Raw genomic sequence first — 16,630 nt, 5'->3', positions numbered from 1 at the left:
ACCCCGGGGTGTCAAGTCAAAGCACCAGCTCGCCCTCTCCCGCGTACGCCACCCCAAACCGGTTCGCCAGGAAGTCCGAGCGCGCCACAGCCTCTTGCCCCACAAACCCTTGCTGCGGCAGGSGGCCCCGCGCCACCAGATCCAGCGCCGTGCAGATGCCCGCGGCCGTGGTGAGCTGGATGGCGCTCAGCGTGTGCCCCGCCACCTGGGTGCCCACGATATGGGCCGAATACGAGTCCTGCACCAGCCGCCCGCCCTTGAGGCCCGATGCGGTGGCAAACACCACGATCACGTCCTGGTCCGTGGTGGGGATGGCGGTTTCGAGAATGTCCTTGAGCAGATCGCGCCGGTCGCGCAGGCGCAGGTCGTTGAGCAGCAGCTTGAGGATGGCGTTGTGGCCCGGGTAGCGAATGGACTGGTAGTCCACCTGCCGCGCCTTGCCTGCCAACGTTTCTGTCAGCGTGCCCAGCCCGCCCGAGGTATTGAAGGCCTCGTATTCCACGCCGTCCAGGGCAAAGGTCTCCAGCCCCTCCAGCGCGGGCACCGTGGTGCGCACGCCGTCCACAATCGCCTCGCAGGGGTTGCAGTATTCATTGATGAGGCCTTCGGTGCTCCAGGTCAGGTTGTAGCGCAAGGCACCTTGTGGGTAGCGTGGGAGCGCCCCCACGCGCATGCGCAAAGTGTGCAGCGTGTCAAAACGGCGGGCCAGGTCATTGCCCACGATGCCGATGAAGCCCGGGGCGAGGCCACATTGCGGCATGAGCACGCTGCGGGCGTTGGCGGCCAGGGCGCGGATGGCCTGGGTGCTGGCCACGTCTTCGGTCAGGTCAAAGTAATGCACTCCCGCTGCGGCGCAAAGCGTCGCAACCGGCACAGCGCGGTGAAACGGCAGTGCATTGAGCACGGCAAAACGGCCGTCGATAGCGGCCTGCAGGCTCGCATCGTCGGTGGCCAACTGGGTAGATACGCCCAGAGCCGCCACTTCGGCCAGGCGTGCAGGGTCGCGGTCCACCACCAGGGTGTCGTAGTCGCCGGCCTGCTGCAGCAGCAATGCCATGGCAAAGCCGATGTGGCCTGCGCCCAGGATGGTGATGGCGCGGCGGACAGTCTTGTGGGATTGGGTGGAAAAGGTGGTCATGGCGGCGCTCCCGGTAGTGCTCACTGCGTGCAGCGGTGATAGGTGTTGTAGATGCCTTGATGCTAGGCAATGATGCTGTCAATGTGTAGCACCTATAACGTCGAAAACCGCTCTTTGTCTCGCCACAACGGCGAATATGATGGCCGTTATGACTTTTTGAGGAATTGCCCATGACCCAGGCCCTGGACGACACCGACCGCCAACTGCTGAGCCTGCTGCAGGCCAACGCCCGCGAGGGCACGGCACAGCTGGCGCGCAAGCTGGGACTGGCCCGCACCACCGTGGTGGCGCGCATCGCACGGCTGGAGCGCTCGGGCGTGGTCGCTGGATATGGGGTGCGGCTGGGCGCCCGGCTCGACGCCACCACCGTGCGCGCGTGGTGTTCCATCAGCGTGTTGCCCAAAACTGCGCCCGCCGTGTTGCGCGCGCTAGAGGCCATGGCCGAGGTCGAAGAGGTGTCTGCCGTGAGCGGGCCGTTTGACTACCTGGTGTTCTTGCGCTGCACGAGCCATGAGCAGCTTGATGCGCTGCTCGACAAGGTGGGGCAACTCGACGGCGTGCACCAGACCCAGACCAGCATCGTGCTCAGCCGCAAGATTGACCGGCGCAGTGTGGGCGCGTGAAAGCGTCTGCCGCCAGCGCATTCACTTCATTTTTCATAGCTGCTAGCGCTTTATAGATAAGCGCCAGAGCCCAATTTTATTGAAAACTTTGACTGACAAACTCAGGCGTCGAACTGCGTCGGGTTCTTGCCCTGGATCGGCGCATAAAACGCCTTGATGCGCGCCATGTCGCTGTCCAGGTCGCCCGTGGGCTCGAACACCGGACCCAGGCCGCCCACTTTGCGGCCATAGTCCACAAACGCGAGCACGATGGGTACGCCCGCCTGCTGGGCGATGAAATAGAAGCCGGTCTTCCAGTGCCGCGTCTTGCCGCGTGTGCCTTCGGGCGGCACGATGAGCTGCATGGGACCATCGGCCTCCCGCATGGCCCGGGCAGAGCTGGCCACCAGGTTGTTCGCCTGATCCCGGTTGACGGGAATGCCGCCCAGCCAGCGCATCACGCCGCCAAACGGCGCCTTGAACAGGCTCTGCTTGCCCATCCAGTACACCCGCAGGCGCAGCGAAAACGCCAGCATCAGCGTGTACGGCAGGTCCCAGTTGCTGGTGTGCGGGGCGGCGATCAGCACGCTTTTGGGGGCGTGGGCGGGCAAGGCGCCTTCCACCGTCCAGCCCGTCAGGCGCAAGGTGGCGCGCGACAAGGCGCGCAGCAAGGTGTTGACAACCGGCGTGTCAAAAATCGTGTGGTGCATGGGGTATACAGCGGCAGGCAGGGCCCGCAGGACGCGACAGCACGACCGGCCACATCGGCATCGGGTCGCACATCAGAAAAGCGCCGCGAGTATCGCCGATGCCGCCTTGGCCCTGCCTTGCGGCAGGACAAGGGCTGGCGCCATTCCAAGAACGAGCACACTGCTTTACTATTATTTTTATAGCTATCAGCGCTTATCCATCAAGCGGAATGGCTTATTTTCCCCTATATCCACAAGCTGGCGCAGCTTGCGGGTCGATGGGATAATCGGGCCCTCCTCCCCCTGTAGCCTGGTGGCGGGCCCGACCAGGGCCCGCCGCTGCAGCCCGTACTTGTCTTTCGTTTGCCCCCTTTGCCTGCTGTGGAATCCCCCGTTTTGAGCCCCTGGCGCATGTCCGTCGCCCCGATGATGGACTGGACCGACCGCCACTGCCGCTATTTTCACCGGCTGCTGACCCGCCAGACCCTGCTGTACACCGAGATGGTGAACGCGGGTGCCATCATTCATGGCGGCACCGAACGGCACCTGCGTTTCAACGCCGAAGAGCATCCCGTGGCCCTGCAACTTGGCGGCAACGAGCCCGACAGGCTGGCCGAGGCCGCGCGCCTGGGTGCGCAGTGGGGCTACGGCGAGATCAATCTCAACTGCGGCTGCCCGAGCGACCGCGTGCAGCGTGGCGCGTTTGGTGCCAGCCTGATGAAGTCGCCCCAGTTGGTGGCCGACTGCGTGAAGGCCATGAAGGACGTGGTCGACGTGCCCGTCACAGTCAAGCACCGCATCGGCATCGACAAGGTGGAGGACTACGGCTTTGTGCGCGACTTCATCGGCACCGTGGCCGACGCTGGCTGCACCGTGTTCATCGTGCATGCGCGCAATGCCTGGCTGCAAGGTCTGAGCCCCAAGGAAAACCGCGACATCCCGCCGCTGCGGTATGAAGTGGTGCACCAGCTCAAGGCCGAGTTTCCGCAATTCACCATCGCCATCAATGGCGGTATCGCGACCGATGCCGTGGTGCAGGAGCAGCTGGAGCATCTCGACGGCGTGATGATCGGCCGCGAGGCGTACCACAACCCCTGGTGGCTGGCCCGCTGGGACCAGCTCTACTACGGCGGCGCCCCCTGCCCTCTGACCCGCGAGGAGGTGGAGCTGGCAATGGTCGAATACATGGAACGTGAGGCCGCCCAATACGGCACGCCCTGGCCCCACATTGCCCGCCATATGCTGGGCCTGCGCCACAGCCTGCCCGGCGCCCGCATCTGGCGCCAGGTCTGGAGCAACCATCTGCTCAAGGACCGCCCTGCGCGCGAGGTGCATGCGCTGGCGGTGCAGTCGTATGCCAGCGCTGCACCTGAGTCTGCGTCCGAGCAAGCAGCCCAGGCCTTGCCGGTCTGACGCCGCCCTGCGGTAGCCACCGAGGTACAGAGCAAATGCACAAGCGCGAGAAGATGCGCGTAAAACCCCCCGTGCCTATCTCCCTGCGCGCCCCCGTGGCGGCCGATGAAGAGCGTTTTATCGCGCTGGCCCAGCGCAGCCGCGTGCTGCATGCGACCTGGACCTCGGCGCCATCAACCCCCGAGGCGTTTGCCGCCTACCTGGCGCAAATGGACGCGCCTGCGAACCAGGGGTTTTTGGTGTGCCTGCCGGACAAGGATGGCGGTGGGGATCAGATCGCGGGAGCCTTCCATCTCTCACAGATCGTGATGGGCAACTTTCGCAGCGCCTACCTGGGCTACTACGTCTTTGCAGGCTACGAGCGCCAAGGTGTGATGCGTGCAGGCTTGCAACAGCTGCTGCGCCACGCCTTTGGACCATTGAAGCTGCACCGGCTGGAGGCGAACATCCAGCCCGGCAACGAAGCGTCCATCGCGCTGGTTCGAGCCTGTGGGTTTCTACAAGAAGGCTTTTCGCGCCGTTATCTCAAGATCAACGGCCGCTGGCGCGACCATGAGCGCTGGGCCATCGTGGCCGATGGGGCCACTTCGCACATCTGATCGCACGGTGTAGCCCCTCATTCAGCGCGCTCTGCGGCTCAGGGTGGTGGGGTCAATCGCCCCAGCCATACCGCCAGCGGCTCCGGCCGACCGAACAGGTAGCCCTGCAGGCATTCGCACTGGCTCTCCACCAGAAAATCCGCCTGGGCGCGTGTCTCCACGCCCTCTGCCACCACACGCAGGTGCAGATGGCGGGCCACCGAGATGATGGACTGCACGATGGCGGTGTCGCTCGGGTCGTCGGGGGTGTCATCCACAAAGCTCTTGTCGATCTTGAGCTCGTACAGTGGCAGCCGCTTGAGGTAGGCCAGGCTCGAATAGCCGGTGCCAAAGTCATCGATGGAAAACCGCACGCCCAGGCCCACGATCTCGGTCATGCGGGCAATGGTGTCGTCCAGGTTTTCGATCAGCAGGCTTTCGGTCACTTCCAGGATCAGGTTGGCAGGATGGGCGCCGGTGTGGGCCAGCACATGGCGCACGCGCTCGACAAAATCGTCCTGGCGGAACTGCCGTTCGCTGACGTTGACCGACAGCGACAGCTCGCGCCCCGCAGCCTGCAAGCGCGCCAGGGTTTCGCAGGCCTGTTGGATCATCCAGTCGCCCATGCGCAGGATCAGGCCCGAGGCCTCGGCGATGGGGATGAAGCGGCTGGGCGGCACGTTGCCGCGCACGGGGTGGTCCCAGCGCATCAACAGCTCGCCGCCCACCACGGTGCCCGCAGCGTCCACCTGGTTTTGCACAAAGGCGGCCAACTGGCCCAGGGCGTGGGCTTTCTTCAGGTCCTGCTCCAGCGCCAGGCGCTCCTGCACGTCGGCCTGCATGGCCGCTTCATAAAAGCGGATGCGGTTGCGGCCCAGGTCCTTGGCGCGGTACATGGCGGTGTCGGCCTCGCGCAGCAGGTCTTCCACACCCTCGCCGCGCTTGGGGAACAGCGTGATGCCAATGCTGCCCGTGGTGCTGTAGAGGTGGGTGTCGATGGTGTACGGGGCCTCCAGCGCGGTACGGATCTCCTCGGCCACCAGCAAGGCCTGGCGCCCAGCGGCCTCCATGTCGGACGCCACGTTGTGCGCCAGCACCACAAACTCGTCCCCGCCCAGGCGGGCCACGGTGTCGCCGGGGCGCAATTGCTGCGTGAGGCGGTGCGCCACCTGCATGAGCAGCGTGTCGCCCAGCGTATGCCCACGCGCGTCGTTGATCTGCTTGAAGTTGTCGAGGTCGATGTACAGCACGGCGCCGACCTGCGCCGTTTGCTGGGCGCTGAACAAAGCGTGCTCCATGCGGTCGAGCAGCATGCGCCGGTTGGGCAGGCCAGTGAGCGCGTCGAAATAGGCCAGCTGGTGCGTGCGCGCCTCGGCCCGCTTGCGCTCGGTGATGTCGCGCGAGAGCGCGATGAACCGGGGTTCGTCGCCGGGCGCAGCGCTTTCCTTGCGGGCAATGGACAGCTCGAACCAGTGTGTGGCGCCATGGAGTTCCAGCCGGTACTGGTGGCCTGCCGAATAGCCCGTGCGGTGCGCGGCCTCCAGCGCTGCATGGCAACCGGCGGCGGCTTCGGGGGGAACAACGTCTCGCAGCAGCCGCCCGAGGAGCATGTCGGGGGGCACGGCCAGCTCTTCAGAGCGTGCCGATCGGTAGTGGTGAATGCGTCCGTCCAGGCCCAGCTCAAAGAGCAGGTCGGGGATGGCGTTGAGCGTGCTTTCCAGATCATCGCGCGTGGCGCGCAGCTCCGCCGTCATGTCGCGCGCCAGCGCCACAGCCCGCTCGCGCCCGGTGGCAAGCAGCCAGGTGAACCAGGCCAGCAGCAGGCTCAGCACCGAGCCCATCAGGGCCACGGGGTGGTGGCCTTCGTCCTGGAAGCGTTCGGCAAACGCTGGCTGGGGCGACATGTGCAGTACCCAGCGCCGGCCGCCCAGCTCCAGCACACGCCGGGCCTGCAAAGCCGGGGTGGCGGTTTCTGTGCCCTCCGCCGGCCGCGCAACGTTGGTGAAAAGCAGGGTCTCGGCGGCGCCAGCTTGGGTGCCGTCAGAGATCCGGAAACCGATGTCGGCATCGAACTCGCGCGACATGCCGCGGACCACGTCTTCCAGCCGAAACGGCGCCGACACCCAACCGGCCAGCCCGGTGCGCCGGCCCTCCACCGTGCGCTCATCGGCGCCCGCGCCATACAGCGGCATGTACATCACCAGGCCTGGGCTGTTGTCCTGCAGAAGTGTCAGCTGGCCGGACAACGCCAGCATCCCGGTGTCGCGGGCGCGGTCCAGCGCTTCCTTGGCGGGGGGAAGGGTCAGCACATCAAACCCCAGCGCCTTCAGGTTGTTGCCCTCCAGGGGCTCGATGTGGGTGATGGGGGCCAGCACCTCGCGTGCGCCTTCGGGGCGCACGGTGTATTGGGCGTACCCACGTTGGCGCATGTCATCCAGGTGCGCAGCCAGCGCGGACGCAGGCAACTGCAGGATGAGTGAAACGCCCTGCAGGCCCGGGCGCGTTTCCCGCAATTGCAGGGCGCCCACATAGGCCTGGAACTCGGCCCGGTCGATGCGCTCGGACCCTTCAAAGTACCCCTTGACCCCACGAAGCACCACCTCGTAAGTGGCCATTCGGTCCTTGAGGTTGTAGGCGATCTGGTCGGCCGCGGCCTGAAAATTCTGCTCCCGCTTGGCGCGGGCGCCGCCTTCTTCGCTTTGCCAATAAAGAAAGGTCAATCCTAGGGTGAGCAGCCCCACCAGGGGCGGCAGCAACACGGGCAGCCACCGATGGTTGGTGGCCCCACTCCATCCATCCGGGGACGGTACGGCTGGCGCCGACTCAGCGGCTACCTCGGTCCCTTGGTGAGAATGTTGCGTCATGGCGTTCTGGGGGGTGATTCCGCTGCGGTCAGCGAAAGCCGCCACCGTGGGCGAACTCCACCATTATGAGCACCTGTCCCGCACAAAAAAGCAGTATTTGCGCACACACTTTTCACCCAGGCGCAGCGCATGGTCGGCATTGTTGGATATGCTTCCTTCGCACGTCGTCAACACTTTCCAGGAGCCTGAGCACGGCTCCCCCCAACCACCCTCGCACACCAAAGACCTGGCATGCCATCGCTTGATTTCGACCTGGAGGAATCCCATTTCCGTGCGTTCTACGCGCAGCATTCTGTGGCGCTGGACGCGGCCTGCGCAGCCCTCACCGACATGGTGGCCGCCGTGGTCACGCGTGCGGGCGGCGTGGAAGTCGCCAAGGTGGAGGGCCGCGTCAAGGATGCGGACGAGTGCATCCGCAAGTTTGTGCGCAAGTACCGCCCGGCGCTGGAGGAAAACAACACGCCCTATGAGATCCAGAGCTACATCACCGACCTGGTCGGCGTGCGGGTGGTGTGCCTGTACGAGGACGAGCTGGAGAAGATCGCGGCCATCGTGCGCGGGCACTTTGCCGTGATCGATGTCACCGACAAGGTGACGGCGGTGGAGAGCACCGAGGCCTCGTTTGGCTACAAGGGCCTGCACCTGGACCTCAAGCTCAGCACCACGGAGCGCAACCAGGCCGAGTACGCAGCCTATGCCCACCTGCCCTTCGAGCTGCAGGTGCGCACCATCATCCAGGACTCCTGGAGCGTGCTGGACCACCGGATCAAATACAAGAAGTCGATTCCCAGCGAACTCAAGCGGCGCATCAACGTGCTGTCTGCCCTGTTCGAGCTGGCCGACCGCGAGTTTCGCCAGATCCGCGACGCCACGGCCGCTGAATTGCTGCAGGCACCCGACGAAACCGCAGAGCCGCTGCCCGACCCCGCTGCCGTCGACAACCCCCAGGCCCCCAGCAAGGCGCAGGCTCCCAGCAGCGAGCTCAATGCGTTCACCTTCCTCAAGATTGCGACGCACTTCTTCAAGGATTTTGAGTTCGAGCCTTCCAAGGTGGACGGTTTTGTGGACGACATCCAGGCGTGGTCGCGTGGCATGACGCGGGCACGCTTCAATGCGCTGATGCGCGAGACCGTGGGCGTGGTCAAGCGCTACAAGCAGCACTTTGAAGAACACAACCCCCAGGCCAGCTTCAATCCGTACACCGTGATCCGCCACTGCTTGTACCTGAGTAACAAGGCTGCGTTCCGCCCCGCGTTGCGCAACTCGGCCCGGGAGTCTTTCGAGGCATGGCTGCAGGAGCAGACCGAACCAAAGCTTCAGTAATTTGCTTTTAGAAGGGCTTTCCGCTTATCTGGATTGAATTTAATGCTATTTATTTTATAGCAATTCAATTTCCCCCTTTTGTGGAGCAAGGCACCTGCCGACTACACCAATTTGTCGCATAGGTGACTAGGGACTGGTGGTTTTCCTCCATGCGCTTGTTACCAAGTGCTGCTATATTGCACTGCAACATAACGGAGTTTCGCCCATGCTGTATCACATTTACGAAACCCAGCGCTCCCTGATGGAGCCATTTACCGATTTCGCACAGGCTGCTGCCAAGCTGTTCAGCAACCCGATGTCGCCCTTCAGCGAAAGCCCCCTGGCGCAGCGCATGTCTGCGGGCTACGAACTGCTGTACCGCCTGGGCAAGGACTACGAAAAGCCAGCCTTCGAGATCCATTCGGTGGATGTGGACGGTGTCGGTGTGGCAGTGCACGAACGCATCGAGGTCGACAAGCCGTTTTGCGAACTGCGCCGCTTCAAGCGGTTCTCGGACGACACCGCCACCCTGACCAAGCTCAAGGAACAGCCCGTGGTACTGATCGTGGCCCCCTTGTCGGGCCACTACGCCACCTTGCTGCGCGACACCGTGCGCACCATGCTCAAGGACCACAAGGTCTACATCACCGACTGGAAGAACGCACGGCTGGTGCCCCTGGCCGATGGCGAGTTCCACCTGGACGACTACGTGAACTATGTGCAGGAGTTCATCCGCCACCTGCAAGGCATCTACGGCAACTGCCACGTCATCAGCGTGTGCCAGCCCACGGTGCCCGTATTGGCAGCCGTGTCCCTGATGGCGAGCCGGGGCGAAACCACACCGCTGACCATGACCATGATGGGCGGCCCCATCGACGCCCGCAAATCACCCACGTCGGTGAACAACCTGGCCACGAATCGCAGCTTCGAGTGGTTCGAGAACAATGTGATCTACCGCGTGCCCGAGAACTTTCCGGGCGCGGGGCGGCGCGTGTACCCCGGTTTCCTGCAGTACACCGGCTTTGTGGCCATGAACCCTGACCGCCACGCCAGCAGCCACTACGACTACTTCAAGGACCTGATCAAAGGCGACGATGCCAGCGTCGAGGCCCACCGCAAGTTCTACGACGAATACAACGCCGTGCTCGACATGGACGCGGACTACTACCTGGAAACCATCGAGACCGTGTTCCAGGAGTACAAGCTGGTCCACGGCACCTGGGATGTGCGCTCCCCCGACGGCAAGATCGAGCGCGTACGCCCACAGGACATCACCACCACCGCACTGTTCACGGTGGAAGGCGAACTCGACGACATCTCCGGCTCGGGCCAGACTGAAGCCGCGCATGACCTGTGCAGCGGCATCGTGCGCAAGGAGCAGCGCCACCTGGAGGCCAAGGGCGCGGGCCACTACGGCATCTTCAGCGGTCGGCGCTGGCGCGAAGTGGTCTACCCCCAGGTACGCTCCTTCATCCTGCAGCACGAAAAGCCGCAGACGAAGGCGGCAGCACCTGTGATGGACACCCCGGACGACAACCCGCCTCTGCGCGCAGTCCCAAAAGCCGCAGCCCCCGCCCCCAAGGCTGTGGCCAAGCCCGTCGCAAAACCCGTGGCCAAAGCAGCAGCCGTCAAACCGGAAGCTAAAACGGTCGCCAAAGTGGCCGCCAAGCCCCCAACCAAGGCGACGGCGGCTGTGGCCACCCGCTGGGTGACTCCAACACCAGCCACCACCGGCAAAAAGCCCACCACCGGGGCTGCCGCGCCCGCCGAGGTGGTAGCGGCCACGCCTGCGAAGGCCACCACGGTGACCGCAGCAGCCACATCCCGCACCCGCCGCAGTGCGGCGCGCAAGGCTTGACCGAGCTCCAGCCGCCGGTTTCCACGCCATCCGCCGCCGTGTCCACGCTTGCGGCGCGGATTGACGCAGCCTTGCCCCAAACGCAGTGCACGCGCTGCGGCTACCCGGACTGCTCCGCGTACGCCCGGGCCATTGCCAAGGACGGTGTGCCCATTAACCAGTGCCCTCCAGGAGGCGCCGAGGGCATTGCCCGCCTTGCCGCCATCACGGGGCAGGCGCCGCTGCCGCTGAGCGCTGAACACGGCCTGGAAGCACCGCGCGCCGTGGCCTACATCGACGAAGCATGGTGTATTGGCTGCACGCTGTGCATCAAGGCCTGCCCGACCGATGCCATCGTGGGTTCCCACAAGAAGATGCACACCGTCATCGAGCCGTATTGCACCGGCTGTGAACTGTGCATCCCGGTGTGCCCCGTGGATTGCATTGAGCTTGAGAACGTCAGCGGCAACGCCACCGGCTGGGCCGCATGGTCTGCCCCATTGGCGCTGCAGTCCCAATTGCGCTACCACGCGCACCGTGGGCGCCTGCCGCTGGAGTCCGCCGCGGACGGAGATGATGAAACCTCTCAAACAGCAGCCATCGATGCGCCAGCCTCCACTGGTGACGGCTCCGTACCCATGGGCCCCGCCGATCCCACAGCCGCTCAGGCCACCCGCCAGGCCACCATTGCAGCGGCCCTGGAGCGGGCCCGTCAGCGCCGATCCCAAGCACCGCACTAGGCGTGGCTTCTTGGAGGTTTGACTCCCGGCCCACGCCCCTCAGAGACCAGGAGACCCTGAGGCCAAGCCCTCAGGCGCAAGTTCAGAGAAGACAAACACCTCAAAATCGAGCACATTGGTGCAAATTTTCACATTCAGCCCATGTGCGCTACATGCGGGCCTCCGGGCAAGGCAATCTGCAATGCTTCAATAAGTGCCTTCCCAGAAGACAATCCTGCATGGATCTTCTCAACAATGCGCATCGCGCAATAGCCCAGTGTGGACGACCGCCCGTGCCGAAGAAAAAAATACTGCCGCACCGAGAGTTTCACAAGGGATGTGCAATCAATGCAATCTAGCCTTCCCTTCACATTGTGGCGCCACCGCAGTTTGGTCTTTGAATTGGTCAAACGCGAATTTTCCAGCAAATATCGGGGTTCTTTGGGTGGAGTCTTCTGGTCACTGGCCCACCCCCTCTTTCTGCTAGGCATCTATACCATCGCATTTGGGGTAATTCTCCAGTCCCGCTGGAACAACTCGGGCAGTGCGGTGGACTATGCGTTGATGCTGTTCGCTGGCCTGATCGTGTTCAACGCATTTTCTGAGGTCCTGAGCAAATCGCCGCTCTTGATCACCGGCAACCCCAATTTTGTGAAAAAAGTGGTTTTTCCACTGGAGCTTTTGCCCATCGTCACGGTGGCCGCTGCCTACCTGCAGGCGTTATTGGGCACGGGGATTTTGCTGGCGGGGTATGTGATCTTCGTGGGAATGCCCCGGCCCACAGTATTTCTTTTCCCGCTCGTCCTGCTGTGCTTTGCGCCCGTACTGCTCGGACTCGCATGGCTTCTCTCGGCCATTGGTGTCGCGGTGAAAGACATCGGTCAACTCACAGGCATGCTCAGCCACAGCCTTCTCTTCTTGACCCCCATTTTCTACAGCATGGATTCCGCCCCTGACATGATCAAGAATTTGCTGATGCTGAATCCCCTGACTTTCATTGTGGAGCAGTTTCGCCTCGTACTTCTGGCGGGAGGCATGCCCTCCTTCTTGGGACTTGCCGTCTATATCGGTCTCGCCAGTGTTTTCTCATGGGCATCGCTGACACTCTTCAGGCGCCTGCGCACCACATTTGCGGATATGGTTTGAGCAATGTCGGATATTGTCATTTCCGTCAAAAACGTCAGTAAATGCTATCGGATATTCGACGATCAGCGCTCACGATTCTTGCACGCACTGTCCCCCAGACACACCCGAGGAATGCAGGAAGTATGGGCCCTGAAGGACATTAACATTGAAGTCGCTCGAGGAGAATCGCTGGGCGTGATCGGTCGCAACGGCAGCGGTAAAAGCACATTACTGGAAATAGTGACCCAGACCCTCACGCCGACGACCGGCGAAGTGCAGGTGAATGGCCGCGTGGCGGCATTGCTGGAACTGGGTAGCGGCTTCAACCCAGAGTACACAGGACGGGAGAACGTCCTCCTGAATGGCCTGCTGATGGGTTTGACGCGGGAAGAGGTAGAGCACCGATTCGACGATATTGCTGCGTTTGCAGACATTGGCGATGTGCTGGATCGGCAAGTCAAAACCTACTCCAGTGGCATGCTCGTACGCTTGGCATTTGCGGTGCAGGTGGCACTGACACCCGACATATTGATCGTCGACGAGGCATTGAGTGTGGGAGACTATTTTTTCCAGCAAAAGTGCTTTGGACACCTTCGCAAGATGCGGGAGGACGGCTTGACCCTGCTTTTTGTGTCGCACGACATGGGCACGGTGCGCGATCTCTGCAAGAGAGCCATTTATTTACGCCACGGCTCTGCTGAATTCACTGGGGACAGTGGGTCTGCAATACGGCATTATTTCAACGAGGATGCACCATCCCAGCCCGCCAATACAGCAGAAATACCCGCACCCCTCCCTCACATCCCGGAGTCTTCTGATGTTCGATTCGCTGCAATTTTCAGCGATGCGCTGTGGTCTAGACCTCAAAACCATCCGAGCCGCCTGATTGCAGTGAGCATCCAGGATCAGAATAGTAATAAAATTGAACGCACTCAAATGGGTTCTGATATATATATCAAAGTATATTATCAAAGCCTTGTAGGCGATGTGGGAACGACGGTCGCGCTGGCGATTAAAAATCGGTTTGATCAAGTCATCTTTGTAACCAATGCGCGCCGTCTTGGCATAGAAAGCTGCGACACAGAAGACGGGCGCAACGCGGTCTTTGTGTTCAAGGTAGCATTGAATATCGAGGCGGGACTTTATTCCTTGAAAATCGGAATTCATCAACCCACCGAGATCAACAAAGGTCGAGAACTTGATACCACCGGCTGGTTTGGGCCATTTCGAATTGACTGGAGCTATGAGACGGAATCAGCCCCATTTTTGGGCATGTTTGGACTTCCGGCAAGCGGCGAATTCATAGCAAACTGCGGTGAGCAGGAATTTTATCCATAGCGACATTCACCAATAGATAGAAGCCCTCATCGCGCTTGATGGAAATTCAAATAATTTTAGCAAACCGTCAATTTCCCAAGCATAAAACTGAAATCTGCAAAAATAATGATAACAATTAAAATCTACCATCGTGTGCTTGGGGTTTGTCGCGCAATTCTGCATATCGCCTCGTCAGCATTTGGGCCTTCAAACCCCATTGTTCGATATATCATGACCCCCTTCATGCCGAGACTGGGTAATCTCAACCAGTATCCACCGCGACCAATGATGCATTTGAAATTGTGCCAAAATGCAAAGCAAATTCCAACTGCGCCAAAAATTTCATTGATTACACCTTCATTCAAGCAAGGCACTTTTATTGAAAAAACAATAACCAGTGTTCTTGATCAAAGATATTCAAATTTGGAATACTTCATTCAAGATGGCGGATCTCCAGATGAAACCGTTTCCATCCTGGAAAAATTCGAAGGAAAAATATCTGGATGGGTATCAGAAAAAGACACAGGGCAGTCGCAAGCGATCAACAGAGGGTTTGCCCGGACTGAGGGTGAGATCATGGCCTGGCTTAATTCTGACGACCTGCTTTTGCCGGGCGCATTGAATACGGTCGCGGATTACTTCGTGCGCCATCCAGAGGTAGATGTGGTTTATGGTGACCGACTGCTCATCGACCGGAATGGGATGGAGATTGGCCGTTGGATCATGCCTGGGCATGACAGTGTCGTGTTGTCATGGGCAGACTATATTCCGCAGGAGACACTCTTCTGGCGGCGACATATCTGGGACAAGGCTGGAGGCCAAGTCGACGAATCATTCAGGTTCGCGATGGATTGGGACTTGCTGGTACGCTTTCGAGACGCTGGAGCGAAGTTTGCTCACATACCCCTTTTTCTGGGGGCCTTTCGGGTTCATGAGCACCAAAAAACCTCTGCCAATATCAACGATATCGGCCAGCAGGAAATGAATCGGATACGCGAGAAAATTCTCGGCAGAGTTCCTGACTATAAGGAGATACGAAGTGCGGTGCTTCCTTATCTGTCAAGGCACATGCTGCGAGATTTGGCGTTCCGCATACGCCAACCTCTCAAGCGGGTGCGCTGATCTGGGTGCCCATCGAAATGGCAGTGTTTTTTCCAGTCGTTGCAGGACATCAACGCAGTGATAGGCGAATTGGACGGAGTCCAAGACCAAGGAATTGGAAATGAGAAGTGAAGCAAATTGGAAGATGACTGGACTGCTCCAATCGGGAGAAGAAGCACCGGGGTCCGGCCTATGAACGCGATCAAGTTAAGCCCAACGACCCGGTCCGAGAGGGTATATGTGGCCGGCCACTCCGGCATGGTCGGCTCAGCCATCGTGCGGGCGCTGGAGCAACGGGGCAATGTCGAGATCATCACACGCACCCATGCCGAACTCGATCTGACCTGTCAGGCCGATGTGCGTTCCTTTTTCCAGGCTGAAGCACCCGCCCATGTCTATCTTGCGGCGGCCAAGGTGGGGGGTATACATGCCAACAATACCTATCCCGCAGAATTCATTTACCAAAACTTAATGATTGAGGCCAACGTCGTGCATGAGGCATGGCGTGCGGGCATTCAACGCCTGATGTTCCTGGGATCCAGTTGCATCTATCCCAGGCTTGCGTCCCAGCCTATGGCTGAAGAGGCGCTGCTGACCGGTACTTTGGAGCCGACCAACGAACCCTACGCCGTCGCCAAGATTGCAGGCATCAAGCTGTGTGAGTCCTACAACCGGCAATATGGCACCGATTATCGCAGCGTGATGCCCACCAATCTCTATGGCCCGGGCGACAACTACCATCCAGAAAACAGCCATGTCATACCGGCACTTATCCGTCGTTTTCACGAGGCAAAATTAGCCCGGTCCTCCAGTGTTGTGATCTGGGGAACTGGTGCGCCGCGACGCGAATTTCTTTATGTCGACGACATGGCAGCAGCCTGCATCCATGTCATGAATCTGGATCAATCGGTTTATAACGCCTGCACACAACCCCGGTTGTCCCACATCAATTTAGGGACTGGCGAAGACCTGCCCATTCGAGAGCTTGCCCAGTTGATCGGCGAAGTGGTGGGATACACAGGGAAGATCGAATTTGACTCCGCCAAGCCGGATGGCGCGCCGCGAAAGCTCCTGAATGTGAGCCGCTTGCAAGGATTGGGCTGGCGTGCCCAGGTTGGGCTACAGCACGGGTTGACCATGGTCTATCAGGACTACGTTTCAACGCTGCAACGTGCCAATGGATGATCCTGTGGATAAGCCTTTGGTGACGGTAGCCGTGCCCTCCTATAACCAGGGGCGCTACCTGAATGCGGCGCTGGAGTCCATATTTGCGCAAAACGTCCCGGTCGAGGTCTATGTCGCAGATGGCGGTTCCACCGACGAATCGATCGAGGTCATCCGCCGTTGGGAAACACAACTTGCGGGTTGGCGAAGTTGCAAGGATATGGGGCAATCATCGGCCATCAATGAGGCAATTGCAAAAGGAAGCGCGCCTTTTGTGTGCTGGCTCAATAGCGATGATTGGTTATTGCCAGGTGCTCTGAAAAATCTGGTCGAAGCGTTGCAATTGAACCCTGCCGCTCCAATGGTCTATGGGCGGGTGTGGAACTATGCGGAAAGTACCGGAAAAACCCGCCCTGTGCTGGTCCGACCTTTTAGCGAGTGGTGGATGGCTCAATTTTGTATTGTTTCGCAACCCGGGGCATTGATTCGCCGAACGGCATGGAATGCCGTTGGAGGCGTGGACGAGTCATTGCATATGACCATGGACTACGACCTTTGGTGGCGCCTCTACAAAATATTGGGGCCATTGAAATTTGTGGATTCCTTTGTCGCAACCAACCGTGAGCACGATGCCACAAAGACCAGCACTCGGCGCAAGGAGCATTATCGGGAGGCCATGGGCGTAGTGCGTCGACATTATGGTCGATTGCCCCTAAAGTGGTGGATCGCCCAACCATACTCGGTTTGGTATCGATCCATGATGAAACACTGATTTCAAATT

Annotated in this window: 14 protein-coding genes; 11 read left to right on the top strand and 3 right to left on the bottom strand. The window is 60.6% G+C overall.

The features are described from left to right. Nucleotides 1-16: 16 nt before the first annotated feature. On the bottom strand, nt 17-1,138 hold the full coding sequence (locus tag ASE39_RS14360) for a saccharopine dehydrogenase NADP-binding domain-containing protein (protein ID WP_057271601.1): 1,122 nt from the start codon (nt 1,136-1,138) through the stop codon (nt 17-19). Nucleotides 1,139-1,308: 170 nt separating this feature from the next. Here ASE39_RS14360 and ASE39_RS14355 point away from each other — a divergent pair, with 170 nt between their 5' ends. Continuing rightward, entirely contained in the window at nt 1,309-1,761 is a 453-nt protein-coding gene (locus ASE39_RS14355) for an Lrp/AsnC family transcriptional regulator (RefSeq protein ID WP_010458880.1), read from the top strand. A gap of 101 nt (nt 1,762-1,862) precedes the next feature. On the opposite strand, the gene ASE39_RS14350 is transcribed toward ASE39_RS14355, so the two are convergent. Then, complete coding sequence (locus tag ASE39_RS14350; protein WP_057271600.1) at nt 1,863-2,450, bottom strand: lysophospholipid acyltransferase family protein; 588 nt, start codon at nt 2,448-2,450, stop codon at nt 1,863-1,865. A gap of 360 nt (nt 2,451-2,810) precedes the next feature. Here ASE39_RS14350 and dusA point away from each other — a divergent pair, with 360 nt between their 5' ends. Further along, nucleotides 2,811-3,842 (top strand): tRNA dihydrouridine(20/20a) synthase DusA, encoded by a 1,032-nt coding sequence (gene dusA / locus ASE39_RS14345; protein ID WP_282434128.1) that lies wholly within the window; start codon nt 2,811-2,813, stop codon nt 3,840-3,842. 71 nt (nt 3,843-3,913) lie between these two features. Then, nucleotides 3,914-4,441: a GNAT family protein gene (locus ASE39_RS14340; RefSeq protein ID WP_348981577.1), complete on the top strand. Its 528-nt coding sequence runs from the start codon at nt 3,914-3,916 to the stop codon at nt 4,439-4,441. A 38-nt stretch (nt 4,442-4,479) separates the two neighbouring features. On the opposite strand, the gene ASE39_RS14335 is transcribed toward ASE39_RS14340, so the two are convergent. Then, entirely contained in the window at nt 4,480-7,284 is a 2,805-nt protein-coding gene (locus ASE39_RS14335) for an EAL domain-containing protein (protein WP_057271598.1), read from the bottom strand. Between the two features lie 231 nt (nt 7,285-7,515). On the opposite strand from ASE39_RS14335, the gene ASE39_RS14330 reads away from it, so the two are divergent. From ASE39_RS14330 to ASE39_RS25940, 8 genes are all read left to right on the top strand, one after another. After that, on the top strand, nt 7,516-8,607 hold the full coding sequence (locus ASE39_RS14330) for a RelA/SpoT domain-containing protein (RefSeq protein WP_057271597.1): 1,092 nt from the start codon (nt 7,516-7,518) through the stop codon (nt 8,605-8,607). A 205-nt stretch (nt 8,608-8,812) separates the two neighbouring features. Further along, a complete protein-coding gene (gene phaZ / locus ASE39_RS14325; RefSeq protein WP_057224498.1) occupies nt 8,813-10,444 on the top strand; it encodes a polyhydroxyalkanoate depolymerase in 1,632 nt (543 codons plus the stop codon). A 38-nt stretch (nt 10,445-10,482) separates the two neighbouring features. Continuing rightward, nucleotides 10,483-11,163, top strand: coding sequence for an RnfABCDGE type electron transport complex subunit B (locus ASE39_RS14320; RefSeq protein WP_199864278.1), 681 nt, complete (start codon nt 10,483-10,485; stop codon nt 11,161-11,163). A 327-nt stretch (nt 11,164-11,490) separates the two neighbouring features. Beyond that, nucleotides 11,491-12,288 carry an ABC transporter permease gene (locus ASE39_RS14315; protein WP_057224502.1) on the top strand — a complete coding sequence of 266 codons (798 nt, stop codon included), beginning with the start codon at nt 11,491-11,493 and terminating at the stop codon, nt 12,286-12,288. A 3-nt stretch (nt 12,289-12,291) separates the two neighbouring features. Then, entirely contained in the window at nt 12,292-13,605 is a 1,314-nt protein-coding gene (locus ASE39_RS14310; RefSeq protein WP_082615451.1) for an ABC transporter ATP-binding protein, read from the top strand. A 210-nt stretch (nt 13,606-13,815) separates the two neighbouring features. Beyond that, on the top strand, nt 13,816-14,706 hold the full coding sequence (locus ASE39_RS14305; protein WP_242421452.1) for a glycosyltransferase family 2 protein: 891 nt from the start codon (nt 13,816-13,818) through the stop codon (nt 14,704-14,706). Between the two features lie 171 nt (nt 14,707-14,877). Then, nucleotides 14,878-15,870, top strand: a complete 993-nt coding sequence (locus ASE39_RS14300; protein ID WP_057271594.1) for a GDP-L-fucose synthase — start codon at nt 14,878-14,880, stop codon at nt 15,868-15,870. Then, on the top strand, nt 15,863-16,621 hold the full coding sequence (locus ASE39_RS25940; RefSeq protein ID WP_225584695.1) for a glycosyltransferase family 2 protein: 759 nt from the start codon (nt 15,863-15,865) through the stop codon (nt 16,619-16,621). Before ASE39_RS14300 ends, ASE39_RS25940 begins: the two co-directional genes overlap by 8 nt. The last annotated feature ends 9 nt before the right edge of the window (nt 16,622-16,630 follow it).

This window comes from Acidovorax sp. Root267 (genome assembly GCF_001429215.1).
Lineage (GTDB): Bacteria > Pseudomonadota > Gammaproteobacteria > Burkholderiales > Burkholderiaceae_C > Acidovorax > Acidovorax radicis.
This window is presented reverse-complemented; position numbering and strand designations above follow the sequence as displayed.